Here is a 12469-nt window from a genome sequence, read left to right as displayed (position 1 = left end):
CACACAGGCATCCTGGGTGATGCTGGTGAGGCGGTGCAACGGAGTTTCCCGGCCCGGGAGCCCGCCGGACACACGGACGATCGCGAACGCGACCGGTCCGGAACGCTCGGAAGGGCGGTCTTGTGCGATCCGGTACGAGGGTCTTGGGTGGGACGAGTGCCGGCCCGGCCGACCGACCGCCGGGCCGGAGACATGGTGGAATCTCAGGAGGATCCCGACATGTCCGATGCGATGACGGAGGGTGGCGAAGGTACGGGGAACCGTACGGCCGTCACCGAGGCCGAGGTGGACGCCCTGGTCCAGGGCATCTGCTTCAAGACCGGCCCGCCCCGCACCCTCGGTGTGGAGCTGGAGTGGCTCGTCCACGAACGGGACCGGCCGCAGCACCCCGTGACACCCGGACGACTTCGCGCGGCGTACGCGGCCGTGCGGGCCGTCCCCCTCGGTTCGGCGCTCACCGTCGAACCCGGCGGCCAGCTGGAGCTGAGCTCGCCGCCCGCCGCCTCCCTGATGGAGTGCGTCGACACCGTCTCCGCCGACCTCGCGGCCGTACGCGCCGTCCTCGCCGAGGACGGGCTCGTCCTCGTCGGTCTCGGCCACGATCCCTTCCGCCTCCCCGAGCGGTTCCTGCACGAGCCCCGGTACGACGCGATGGAGGTCTGCCTGGACCGCGCGGGTCCGGCCGGCCGGCACATGATGCGCGCCTCCGCCTCCGTGCAGGTCTGCGTGGACGCGGGCCACGAGGAACCGGGCCCGCTGGGGCTCGGGCGGCGCTGGTGGCTGGCGCACCAGCTGGGCGCGGTCCTGGTGGCCGCGTTCGCCAACTCCCCGCTGATGGGGCGGCTGCCCACGGGCTGGCTGTCCACCCGGCAACTGATGTGGACGGAGATCGGCGCGGACCGGGCGGGCGCGCCCGCGCTGCACGAGGAGCCGCGTTCCGCGTGGGCCCGGCACGTACTGGACTCCCCGGTGATGTGCGTGCGCGCGGACGGCGGGCCGTGGGAGGTGCCCGAGCGGCTGACCTTCCGCGAGTGGACGCGCGCACACCGTCCCCGGCCGCCCACCCGGGCGGACCTCGACTACCACCTGACCACCCTCTTCCCGCCGGTGAGGCCGCGCGGTCATCTGGAACTGCGGATGATCGACGCGCAGCCCGGCGAGGACGGCTGGATCGTGCCGCTCGCGGTGACGGCGGCGCTCTTCGACGATCCACAGGCCGCCGAGACCGCCTACCGGTGCGTGAAACCCCTCGCCGAGCGGGCTTTCAACCTGCCCGCCCCGCACAACCCGCTGTGGACCGACGCGGCCCGGCGGGGGCTCGCCGACCCGGAGCTGCGCGAGGCGGCCGCCGTCTGTTTCGCGGCGGCACTGGACGCCCTGCCCCGGCTCGGCGCCACCGCCGAGGTGACGGACGCCGTCGCGGGGTACCTGGAGCGCTATGTCGCCCGGGGCCGCTGCCCGGCCGACGACCTGCTGGACGCCTCGCCCGCCGCCCGCCTCGCCCCGGCCGGGAGCGGCCCCGCCGCTGCCGGCAGGAAGGACACCCCCTCATGACCGCCCCGAAGGCCGACACCACGACCGCGGAGCCGGACAGCGAGGCCCTGCGCGAGCGCGCGCTGGCCTCGCTCACCACCGCCCGGGAACGCACCACCTTGCTGACCACATGCGTCGAGGAGCCCGAACTCGTCGCGCAGCACTCGCCGTTGATGTCCCCGCTGGTGTGGGACCTCGCGCACATCGGCAACCAGGAGGAGCTGTGGCTGCTGCGGGCGGTCGGCGGCCGGGAGGCGATGCGCCCCGAGATCGACGGCCTGTACGACGCCTTCGAGCATCCTCGGTCGGAGCGGCCCTCGCTGCCGCTGCTGCCGCCCGCGGAGGCCCGGCACTACGCGGCCGAGGTGCGCGGGCGGGTCATGGACCTGCTGGAGGCCGCCGACTTCCGGGGCACCCGGCTGACCGAGGCCGGTTTCGCCTTCGGCATGATCGCGCAGCACGAACAGCAGCACGACGAGACGATGCTGATCACCCATCAGCTCCGCACGGGCCCGCCGGCCCTGACCGCGCCGGACCCGGAGCCGGGCCCGCCGTTCACGGGCCCGGCCGAGGTCCTCGTGCCCGGCGGCCCGTTCACCATGGGCACCTCCGATGAGCCGTGGGCGCTGGACAACGAACGCCCCGCGCACCCGCGGGAGGTGGCGCCGTTCCGGATCGACACCACCCCGGTGACGAACGCGGCGTACCAGGCGTTCATCGAGGACGGCGGCTACGACACCGAGCGCTGGTGGACGCCGGAGGGCTGGGCGCACATCCGGCGGCACGGCATCACCGCGCCGCTGTTCTGGCACCGGGACGGGGGGCGCTGGCTGCGCCGCCGCTTCGGCGCCACCGAGGTGGTCGCGCCCGACGAACCGGTGCTGCATGTGTGCTGGTACGAGGCCGATGCCTACGCCCGGTGGGCCGGGCGCCGGCTACCCACCGAGGCGGAGTGGGAGAAGGCCGCCCGCCACGACCCGGCCACCGGCCGCTCCCGACGCTACCCCTGGGGTGACGCCGACCCGGGGCCGGAACACGCCAACCTCGGCCAGCGCCACCTGGGCCCCGCCCCGGCCGGCAGCTATCCGGAGGGAGAATCCCCGCTCGGCATACGGCAGTTGATCGGCGACGTGTGGGAGTGGACGGCAAGCGACTTCCTGCCCTATCCCGGGTTCCGGGCGTTCCCGTACAAGGAGTACTCGGAGGTGTTCTTCGGCTCCGAGTACAAGGTGCTGCGCGGCGGTTCGTTCGCCGTGGACCCGGTGGCCTGCCGGGGCTCCTTCCGCAACTGGGACTATCCGATCCGGCGGCAGATCTTCTCCGGGTTCCGCACCGCACGCTCGGAATCCGCCTGATGTGCCGTCACCTCGCCTATGTGGGACCGCGGTCCCCGCTGGAACGGCTGCTGACGCAGCCCCCGCACAGCCTGCTCCGGCAGTCGTGGGCGCCGCGACGGCAGCGGTACGGCACGGTCAACGCCGACGGGTTCGGAGTGGGCTGGTACGCCCCCGGGGACCCCGTGCCCGCCCGCTACCGGCGGGCCGGGCCGATCTGGGCGGACCTGTCCTTCGCCGACCTGGCCCGGGTGGTGCGCTCCGGCGCGGTGCTCGCCGCCGTCCGGGACGCGACCCTCGCGGGCGCGGACGGGGAGGCGGCGGCGGCGCCGTTCGCCTCGGGAAGCTGGCTGTTCAGCCACAACGGGGTGATCGCGGGCTGGCCGGACGCGGCGGCGCCCCTGGCGGCCACGCTGCCCCCGGTCGACCTGCTGTCGCTGCCCGCGCGCACCGACTCGGCGTTCGTCTGGGCCCTGGTCCTGCACCGGCTGCGCGCGGGCCTGGACCCGGACCGGGCCCTGGCCGAGACGGTGCGCGAGGTCGCGCGGGCCGCCCCCGCCTCGCGGCTGAACCTGCTGCTGACGGACGGCGCCACCATCGCCGCCACCGCCTGGGGCGACAGCCTCTGGTACCGCGCGGAGCCCGGCCGGGGCACGGTCGTCGCCTCCGAGCCGTACGACGACGACCCGCTCTGGCGGGAGGTCCCCGACCGCACCGTGCTCACCGCGGACAGCACCGGTGTGCTGCTCGCCCCGGCGGCGGAACCGGCCGCCGTACCACCTAAGGAGCCCTGCACGTGAGCCCTCTGCACGTCACCCGCACCCTCCCCGAGGACGCGACGGAGGCCGCGCTGCGCGCCGATGTCCGCCGTGGTCTGACCGATGAGCCCAAGTGGCTGCCACCGAAGTGGTTCTACGACGCCCGGGGCAGCGAACTCTTCGACCGGATCACCGAGTTGCCCGAGTACTACCCCACCCGAGCCGAGCGGGAGATCCTGGCCGCCCGCTCCGGTGAGATCGCCGCCGCGAGCGGCGCCCGGACACTGGTCGAGCTGGGCTCCGGCTCCTCGGAGAAGACCCGTTATCTGCTCGACGCGCTCACCTCGCTCACCGCGTACGTCCCGGTCGACGTCAGCGAGAGCGCCCTCACCCAGGCGGGCCGGGCGCTCATCGCGGAGCGACCGGGCCTCGAAGTGCACGCGCTGATCGCCGACTTCACGGCGCCGCTCGACCTGCCCGCGACGCCGGGCCCCCGGCTGCTGGCCTTCCTCGGCGGCACCATCGGCAATCTGCTGCCCGCCGAACGCGCCGCGTTCCTCGCCTCCGTGCGCGCCCTGCTCGACCCCGGCGACGGGCTCCTGCTCGGCACCGACCTGGTCAAGGACGAGCGGGTGCTGGTGCGGGCGTACGACGACGCGGCCGGGGTGACGGCCGCGTTCGACAAGAACGTGCTGAACGTCGTCAACCGCGAACTGGGCGCCGACTTCGACCCGGACGCCTTCGAGCATGTGGCGCTGTGGGACGCCCGGCACGAGTGGATCGAGATGCGGCTGCGCGCGCGCACCGCGCAGACCGTGAAGGTGCCCGCGCTGGATCTCGCGGTGGAGTTCGCGGCGGGCGAGGAACTGCGCACCGAGGTGTCGGCCAAGTTCCGCGAGGAGGGGGTGAGCCGGGAACTGGCCGCCGCCGGGATGAAGTTGACCCACTGGTGGACGGACACGCAGGACCGGTTCGCGCTGTCGCTGAGCGTGGCGCGGTGAGCCGGGGCCCGACGCGCGAGCCGGGGCGTCAGAGGTCCGGCGTGAGTTCCCCGGTGATCCTGCGCGAGGCCCGGCGGGCCTCCGTCGCCGGGTCGGCCCCGTTCAGCACCCTGGTCATGTACTGCTTGATCGGGTTGTCGGCCTCGACGTCCGCCCACTGAGGGGTGTTGGGGGTCGCCCGTCCGTGCGCCGCGCCCACGGCCATGGCGGCGACCCCTTCCTCACCGAAGACGGCGGTGGCCAACGTGGTCTTGTTGGGCACGTAGTTCATGGTGCGGGCGAGTTCGGTGTCCCACTTGGCGCCGGTGAGCGCCCCGACCACGGCCGTCGCGGCGAACTGGTCCTTCGTGTTCCGCGGCACCACGAGGTCGGAGCCGCCGGTGAACACGGCGCCGGGTCGCGCGGCGGTCGGCCCCGGCACCGGGAAGTAGCCGATCCTTCCCTTGAGCCCTGGGTTCTGCCGCACGATCGCCTGGGCGAGACCCGGTACGGCGACGATCTGCGCGACCTTGCCGCCGGCGAACACCCGGGCCTGGGGCGGGTGTTCCTCGTCCGCGTCCTTGGGCCCGGCGCCCAGCGACTGGAGCCGCCGGTAGAAGTCCATGCCGCGCAGCGCGGCCGGGGTGTCCAGGGCGCCCTTCCACTGGAAGTCGTCGAACTTCCGGGCGAGGTCGCCGCCCTCGTCCCAGATGAAGCCGGAGAGCGTGTACCAGTCCTGTCCCGCCAGGTAGATCCCCCGGTCGCCGCCGGAGTCGAGCTTCTGCGTGTCGGCGAGCCATTCGGCGCGGGTGCGCGGCGGGCGGGTGATGCCGGCCCGGGCGAACAGGTCCTTGCGGTAGATGACGACGCGGTTGGCGGCGTACCACGGGATGCCGTACTGCTGGTTGCCGTCCTTGCCGGGTTCGGCGAGGCCCGGCAGCCACTTGTCCTTGCCCCAGTCGCGCATCGACTCCAGCGTCAGGTCGGCGAGCCGGCCGCCGTCGGCGTACAGCGGCACCTGGGTGTTGCCGACCTCGATCACGTCGGGTGCGTCGCCCGAGGTGTCCGCGAGCGCCTTGCGGACCTTCGTCACGATGCCGGTCCAGTCCTGGACGCGGATGTCCAGGCGCAGGTGCGGGTGCGTGCGCTCGAAGTCCGCGGTGAAGCGGTCGAGGAAGTCCGCCGAGGCGCTGTCCTTCATCAGCCACACGGTGACGGTCTCGCGCTGATGGGTGCCGGGGAGCATGCCACAGCCGCCGACGAGGCAGCCGGTGGCACAACCGAGGGCGAGCAGGCGACGTCTCACGAGGGGTCCTGTTCTGTCTGGCATGGCGGATGCGCACAGGGGTGGGGGCCCGACGTGGGGGGACGAGCACGCGTGCTCGCGCGGGTGTGGCTGGATTTTGGTATGGACCAATGCGAAGGTCAAGGGTTACCGGGGGTCACGACTGCTCGCCGTGCGGAGCGGGCCGGGATGCGGCACGGTGGAGTACGGCGTGTCCCCCGGCCCAAGGAGCCCCCGATGACGAACCACACCTACCGGGTCACCGAGATCGTCGGCACCTCGCACGAGGGCGTCGACCAGGCCATCCGCAACGGCATCGCACGCGCCGGCCAGACCCTGCGCAACCTGGACTGGTTCGAGGTGACGCAGATCCGCGGCCAGATCGAGAACGGGCGGATCGAGCACTACCAGGTGGGCCTGAAGGTGGGCTTCCGCATCGAGGACAGCGACTGAGCACCCCCGCCTCCCCCGGGCCCCCGAAACTCCCCGGGTCCCGGCCCCCCAGGTCCCCGGGGGGGCCGTACGGCCTCATGTACGCCCCTCCTTCTCCTGCGCCTCCCTCAGCGCGTCGGACTCCTCGGCCCAGCGGGCCCGCACCACGGTGAATCCGGCGCGCTCGGCGTCGTCGCAGACCAGTGCGTCGTCGTCCACGAGGAAGCGCACCTCGCGGCTCCGGGCGAGCCGGCGCAGGGTCGCGAGCTTGGCGAACCGGGCCGGCCTGCGGTCCGCGTCGCCCCGCATGTGCAGGTCCCCCGCGGGCAGTCGGTGTGCGGCGAGCCAGTCCCGGGTGTCGCGGCGGTACCGCTCCGGGCGGCCGGTCAGGTAGACGATCTCGCAGTCCCGGGCGCTCTTCCGGGCCAGCGCGACGCCCTCGGCGAGCGGCGGGTCCGCGGGCGCGGCGCCGAAGAACCCGTCCCAGTCCTTGGGCCGCGTCCGCAGGAAGTGCTGCCGGTGGGCGGTGTCCGCCAGCGTGTTGTCGAGGTCGAACACGGCGATCGGCCGTGGGTTGCTGTCGCTCACACCAAAACCCTAGCCACCCGCGGGAATCCGCGGGTTCTCAGGGCGTTGAACCGAAGGTGAGCAGCTCAGTGATCGCCCGGACCCGGTTCTCCGTCCTCGACCGCTCCCGCGTCCGCCAGGGGCACCCGCCCGCCGAGGCGCTGCGGGACACCGTGGCGCTGGCGCGGGCGGCGGAGGAGCTCGGCTACCACCGGTTCTGGGTCTCCGAGCACCACGGCGTGCCGGGCGTCGCCGGTTCCGCGCCGACCGTGCTGGCCGCCGCGGTGGCCTCGGCCACCCGGACGATCCGGGTGGGCACGGGCGGGGTGATGCTGCCCAACCACCGGCCGTTCGTCGTCGCCGAGCAGTTCGGGGTGCTGGAGTCGCTGTTCCCGGGAAGGATCGACATGGGTCTCGGGCGTTCGGTGGGCTTCACCGACGGGGTGCGCCGGGCGCTCGGCCGGGACAAGGAGGACGCCGAGGACTTCGGGGCCCAGCTCGGCGAGCTGCTCGGCTGGTTCACCGGGGCCTCGCCGGCGGGGGTGCGTGCCCGGCCCGCGGACGGTCTGCGGGTGCCGCCGTTCGTGCTGGCCTTGCACGAGGGCACGGCGATCGCGGCGCGGGCCGGGCTGCCGCTGGTCATCGGGGATCTGCGCGACCGGGAGCGGCTGCTGCGCGGCGTCGAACGCTACCGTGCGGGGTTCCGCCCCTCCCCCTGGGCCGCCGAGCCGTACGTGGTGGTCTCCGGCGCGGTCGCGGTCGCCGGCACCGAGGAGGCGGCGCGACGGCTGCTGGTCCCGGAGGCCTGGTCGATGGCGTACGCCCGCACGCACGGCACCTTCCCGCCGCTCGCCGCGGCCGAGGAGACCGAGGCCCGTGTGATGACCGCGCGCGAGCGGGAGGCGTACGGCGCCCAGCTCGCCGGGCAGCTCGCGGGCACCCCAGTCCAGGTCGCCCACGAGCTGGAGACGGTCCTGAAGGAGACCGGTGCGGACGAGGTCCTGGTCACGACGAGCAGCTACGACCGTACGGCGCTGCTGGACTCCTACCGCCTGCTGGCCGCGCTCTTCGCCCCGGTCCCCTGACGCCGGGGCGGCGCCCCGAGATGCGCGGCGGCCCCGTGCCGGTGACCCTGGGAGGGCAGAGCCGCCAGCGACGAGGAGGACCGCCATGTCCTTCATGGACAAGATCAAGAGCATGCTCAAGGGCCATGAGGACATGGCCGACAAGGGCATCGACAAGGGCGGCGACTACGTCGACCAGCGCACCGGGAACAAGTACCAGAAGCAGGTCGACACCGCCCAGGACAAAGCGCGGGACGAGTTCGGCACCCGGCGGGACCAGGGCGGCCCTCCGCGGCCCTAGTGAGCGGGGGCCGATAAGGTGTGTCGTCCATGCACCACAGCCCCCATGACCCCTATGTCCGCGTCCGCGGCGCCCGTGAGCACAACCTCAAGGGCGTCGACGTGGACGTCCCCCGCGACGTACTCGCCGTCTTCACCGGTGTGTCCGGCTCGGGGAAGTCGTCCCTGGCGTTCGGCACGATCTACGCGGAGGCGCAGCGCCGCTACTTCGAGTCGGTCGCGCCGTACGCGCGCCGCCTGATCCACCAGGTCGGCGCGCCCAGGGTCGGTGAGATCACCGGGCTGCCGCCCGCGGTCTCGCTCCAGCAGCGCCGCGCGGCCCCCACCTCACGCTCGTCGGTGGGCACGGTCACCAACCTCTCCAACTCGCTGCGCATGCTCTTCTCGCGCGCCGGTGACTACCCGCCGGGGGCGGAGCGCCTGGACTCCGACGCGTTCTCGCCGAACACGGCGGCGGGCGCCTGTCCGCGGTGCCATGGCCTCGGGCAGGTCCACGACACCAGCGAGGAGCTGCTGGTGCCCGATCCCTCGCTGTCCGTGCGCGAGGGGGCGATCGCCGCGTGGCCGGGCGCCTGGCAGGGCAAGAACCTGCGGGACATCCTGGACGCACTCGGCTACGACGTGGACCGGCCGTGGCGTGAACTGCCCGCCGGGCAGCGGCGATGGATCCTGTTCACGGACGAGCAGCCGGTCGTCACCGTGCACCCGGTGCGGGACGCGGACCGTATCCAACGCCCGTACCAGGGCACGTACATGAGCGCCCGCCGCTATGTGCTCAAGACGTTCTCCGACACCAAGTCGCCGGCCCTGCGCACCAAGGCGGAGCGTTTTCTGACCAGTGCGCCCTGCGCGGGGTGCGGGGGCGCCCGGCTGCGGCCCGAGGCCATGGCGGTGACTTTCGGCGGCCGTACCATCGCCGAACTGGCCGCGCTGCCGCTGACCGGTCTCGCGGACCTGCTCGACGGCCGCACGGAGGCGGCCCGCGTCCTCACCGAGGACCTGAAGTCCCGGATCGCGCCGGTGGTCGAACTCGGGCTGGGCTACCTGAGCCTGGACCGCGCCACCCCGAGCCTCTCGGCGGGCGAGCTGCAACGGCTGCGGCTCGCCACGCAGTTGAGGTCCGGGCTGTTCGGTGTGGTGTACGTGCTGGACGAACCGTCCGCGGGGCTGCACCCGGCGGACACCGAGGCGCTGATCACCGTGCTGGCCCGGCTGAAGGCGGCGGGCAACTCGGTGTTCGTGGTGGAGCACCATCTGGAGGTGGTGCGCGGCGCCGACTGGCTGGTGGACGTGGGCCCCGGCGCGGGCGAGCACGGCGGACGCGTGCTGTACAGCGGGCCGCCGGCCGAGCTGGCGTCGGTCGAGGAGTCGGCGACGGCCGCGTTCCTCTTCGACGAGGCACCGGGCCCCGCGCGTGAAGTCCGCGAGCCGCGTGGCTGGTTGAAGGTCGGTCCGGTGACCCGGCACAACCTGCGCGAGGTGACGGCCGAGTTCCCGCTGGGCGCGTTCACCGCCGTCACCGGGGTCTCCGGTTCCGGAAAGTCCACGCTCATCGGCGAGTTGACGGAGGATCTCAAGGGGGTGGAGCGCCTGGTGCGGGTGGACCAGAGGCCGATCGGCCGCACCCCGCGCTCCAACCTGGCGACGTACACCGGTCTGTTCGACGTCGTACGGAAGGTGTTCGCGGCGACGGACGAGGCGCGCGGGCGCGGGTACGGCGTCGGGCGGTTCTCCTTCAATGTCGCCGGGGGCCGCTGCGAGACGTGTCAGGGCGAGGGGTTCGTCAGCGTCGAGCTGCTGTTCCTGCCGAGCACGTACGCGCCCTGCCCGGACTGCGCCGGCGCCCGCTACCACCCCGAGACGCTCCAGGTGGCGTACCGGGGGCGGAACATCGCGGAGGTGCTGAACCTGACGGTGGAGGCGGCGGCGGAGTTCTTCGCCGATGTCCCGGCCGCCGCCCGCAGCCTCGGCACGCTCCTCGACGTCGGCCTCGGCTATCTGCGCCTCGGCCAGCCCGCGACCGAGCTGTCCGGCGGGGAGGCCCAGCGGATCAAGCTGGCGAGCGAACTCCAGCGCGGCCGCCGCGGCCACACCCTGTACCTGCTGGACGAGCCGACCACCGGACTGCACCCGGCCGACGTCGAGGTGCTGATGGACCGGCTGCACGGACTGGTCGACGCCGGGCACACGGTCGTCGTGGTCGAGCACGACATGACGGTGGTCGCGGGCGCCGACTGGGTCATCGACCTCGGACCGGGCGGCGGCGACCAGGGCGGCCGTGTCGTCGCCGCGGGGCCACCGCGGCGGGTGGCACAGGCGGAGGGCAGCGTGACGGCGCCGTATCTGGCGCGGGTGATGCCCTAGGTGTTCTGTCCGGGGTGCTCCCCTACGGCGACCCGGGGGACCCTACCGGGCCCGCTGCCCCGCCCGGGTCGCCCCCCGCGGGCCGGTCCTCGGGGCCTGCGCGAGCGGTCGTACGACGGCGGGGTGGCCGCTGACCAGGGCCGCGTGGGTCCAGGCCGGGCCGGGGAGGACCGGCTGGGCCGCCGCGGCGAGGGCGCGGCGATCGGGGTGGGTGCCCGGCGCGATCACCGGACGCACCTCCACCTCGGCGACCAGACCCCGGGTCCGGGCCACCCGCCACAGGGAGGCGAGCAGCGTGTCCTCGCCGACGAAGGCGGCGGCGGTGCCGGTGCCGCCGTCCTCCAGCCAGTACCGCAGACAGACCGGCTGCACGGGAACGCCCGCGTCCAGGGCGGCCTGGAAGACGGCCCGGTGGAAGCGGCCGTGGGCGCGCCCGCACCATGTGCTGCCCTCCGGGAACGCGGCCACCGCGGAGCCCGTGCGCAGGGCGTCGGCGATCGTCGCGACCGTGCCGGGCAGGGCGCGCAGCCGGTCCCGGTCGATGAACAGGGTGCCGCCCCGCGCGGCCAGCGCGCCCGCCACCGGCCACCGCCGTATCTCGGTCTTGCCGAGCATCCTGGCCGGTCGTACGGCGGTGAGCAGCGGGATGTCCAGCCAGGAGACATGGTTGGCCACCAGCAGCAGCCCGCCGCCCGGCGCGGCCGCGCCGGTGACGCGCACCCGTACCCCGATGGCCCGCACGACGGCCCGGCACCAGCGCGCGATCCACTCGGCGGGGATCCTCCCCCGCAAGCGGGGGCACCCCCAGCCGAGCAGGGACACGACGATCCCGGCCAGCACCAGGGCGGCGACGGCGGTCAGCCGCAGTACGGCGCGGGGCACGGCCGCGGCGGCGGGCGCCGGCTCCACGCAGGCGTCCGGGGTGCAGGGCGCGGTGGGCAGCCAGACGCTCATCAGGCCGGCACGAGGGAGAGGAAGTGCCGCAGATAGCGCGGGTTGACCCGGCGCATCGACAGCAGCACGTACAGGTCGGCGACCCCGAAGTCCGGATCGTGCGCGGGTTCCCCGCACACCCAGGCGCCGAGGCGGAGGTAGCCGCGCAGCAGGGCGGGCAGTTCGGTGCGCCCGGCGGGGACCTCGGTGTTCGGGGTCCAGGGCGCGAGCGGCCGTACCCGGAACTCCTCGGGTGCCAGGTGCTTGTCGCGCACCCGGTCCCAGGTGCCGGTGGCGAGGGCGCCGCCGTCGGCGAGCGGTATCGAGCAGCAGCCGGCCAGCCACTCGTGGCCGCGGTCGGTCATGTAGCGGGCTATGCCGGCCCAGATCAGGCCGATGACCGCGCCGTCGCGGTGGTCCGGGTGCACACAGGAGCGGCCGACCTCGACCAGGCCGGGCCGGATGGCGTCCAGCGCGTCCAGCGCGAACTCGCCCTCGGAGTACAGCCGTCCGGCGGCCGCGGCCCGCTCGGGCGGCAGCAGCCGGTAGGTGCCGACGACCTGCCCGGTCACGGTGTCGCGGACCAGCAGGTGATCGCAGTGGGCGTCGAAGGCGTCGATGTCGAGGCCCGGCCGCGGGGTGGCGAGGACGGCGCCCATCTCCCCGGCGAAGACGTCGTGCCGCAGCCGCTGCGCGGCGCGCACGTCGTCCTCGTCGCGGGCGAGCGTGACGGTGTAGCGGGCGGGCGCCGCGGGCTGCGGGGGACGGTCGAGGGTGGAAACGCCGGTCATGGCTCTCTCCTGGTCACGGGGCCGGTTCGGCGGCAGCGGCGGACCGGTGGTACGGCCCGCCGTTCCTGTTCTTCCGACGCCGGTTGGCCGGCGCGTGACGTGTGCCGGGAGAGCGGATGTGGGGATGC

Annotated in this window: 12 protein-coding genes; 8 read left to right on the top strand and 4 right to left on the bottom strand. The window is 74.0% G+C overall.

Annotated elements, in window-relative coordinates; translation table 11 throughout:
* Positions 1–219: 219 nt before the first annotated feature.
* Genes egtA through egtD form a run of 4 tightly spaced genes read left to right on the top strand, consistent with a single transcriptional unit; the run spans position 220 to position 4626 of the window.
* Positions 220–1554, top strand: a complete 1335-nt coding sequence (gene egtA / locus ACWDD7_RS08895; RefSeq protein ID WP_450456874.1) for an ergothioneine biosynthesis glutamate--cysteine ligase EgtA — start codon at positions 220–222, stop codon at positions 1552–1554.
* Positions 1551–2888, top strand: a complete 1338-nt coding sequence (gene egtB / locus ACWDD7_RS08890) for an ergothioneine biosynthesis protein EgtB (protein ID WP_450456873.1) — start codon at positions 1551–1553, stop codon at positions 2886–2888. The genes egtA and egtB overlap by 4 nt, the downstream gene beginning before the upstream one ends.
* Positions 2888–3667, top strand: a complete 780-nt coding sequence (gene egtC, locus ACWDD7_RS08885) for an ergothioneine biosynthesis protein EgtC (protein ID WP_450456872.1) — start codon at positions 2888–2890, stop codon at positions 3665–3667. The genes egtB and egtC overlap by 1 nt, the downstream gene beginning before the upstream one ends.
* A complete protein-coding gene (gene egtD, locus ACWDD7_RS08880) occupies positions 3664–4626 on the top strand; it encodes an L-histidine N(alpha)-methyltransferase (protein WP_450456871.1) in 963 nt (320 codons plus the stop codon). The genes egtC and egtD overlap by 4 nt, the downstream gene beginning before the upstream one ends.
* Before the next feature lie 28 nt (positions 4627–4654).
* Here egtD and ACWDD7_RS08875 read toward each other — a convergent pair whose 3' ends face one another.
* Entirely contained in the window at positions 4655–5911 is a 1257-nt protein-coding gene (locus tag ACWDD7_RS08875) for an extracellular solute-binding protein (RefSeq protein ID WP_450456870.1), read from the bottom strand.
* Between the two features lie 216 nt (positions 5912–6127).
* Here ACWDD7_RS08875 and ACWDD7_RS08870 point away from each other — a divergent pair, with 216 nt between their 5' ends.
* Positions 6128–6343 (top strand): dodecin, encoded by a 216-nt coding sequence (locus ACWDD7_RS08870; RefSeq protein ID WP_351866318.1) that lies wholly within the window; start codon positions 6128–6130, stop codon positions 6341–6343.
* A 75-nt stretch (positions 6344–6418) separates the two neighbouring features.
* Here the strand turns inward: ACWDD7_RS08870 and ACWDD7_RS08865 are convergent, their stop codons facing one another.
* Positions 6419–6910 carry a phosphatase domain-containing protein gene (locus tag ACWDD7_RS08865; protein WP_450456869.1) on the bottom strand — a complete coding sequence of 164 codons (492 nt, stop codon included), beginning with the start codon at positions 6908–6910 and terminating at the stop codon, positions 6419–6421.
* Between the two features lie 56 nt (positions 6911–6966).
* Between ACWDD7_RS08865 and ACWDD7_RS08860 the strand changes: the two genes are divergently transcribed.
* From ACWDD7_RS08860 to ACWDD7_RS08850, 3 genes are all read left to right on the top strand, one after another.
* Entirely contained in the window at positions 6967–7974 is a 1008-nt protein-coding gene (locus tag ACWDD7_RS08860) for an LLM class flavin-dependent oxidoreductase (RefSeq protein WP_450456868.1), read from the top strand.
* An 85-nt stretch (positions 7975–8059) separates the two neighbouring features.
* On the top strand, positions 8060–8254 hold the full coding sequence (locus ACWDD7_RS08855) for an antitoxin (RefSeq protein ID WP_351866324.1): 195 nt from the start codon (positions 8060–8062) through the stop codon (positions 8252–8254).
* Between the two features lie 29 nt (positions 8255–8283).
* Positions 8284–10617 (top strand): ATP-binding cassette domain-containing protein, encoded by a 2334-nt coding sequence (locus tag ACWDD7_RS08850; protein WP_450456867.1) that lies wholly within the window; start codon positions 8284–8286, stop codon positions 10615–10617.
* A gap of 42 nt (positions 10618–10659) precedes the next feature.
* On the opposite strand, the gene ACWDD7_RS08845 is transcribed toward ACWDD7_RS08850, so the two are convergent.
* Positions 10660–11571, bottom strand: a complete 912-nt coding sequence (locus ACWDD7_RS08845) for a lysophospholipid acyltransferase family protein (RefSeq protein WP_450456866.1) — start codon at positions 11569–11571, stop codon at positions 10660–10662.
* Positions 11571–12341, bottom strand: a complete 771-nt coding sequence (locus ACWDD7_RS08840) for a GNAT family N-acetyltransferase (RefSeq protein ID WP_351866331.1) — start codon at positions 12339–12341, stop codon at positions 11571–11573. Before ACWDD7_RS08840 ends, ACWDD7_RS08845 begins: the two co-directional genes overlap by 1 nt.
* Between the last annotated feature and the right edge of the window lie 128 nt (positions 12342–12469).

This window comes from Streptomyces sp. NPDC001056 (genome assembly GCF_053598955.1).
This window is presented reverse-complemented; position numbering and strand designations above follow the sequence as displayed.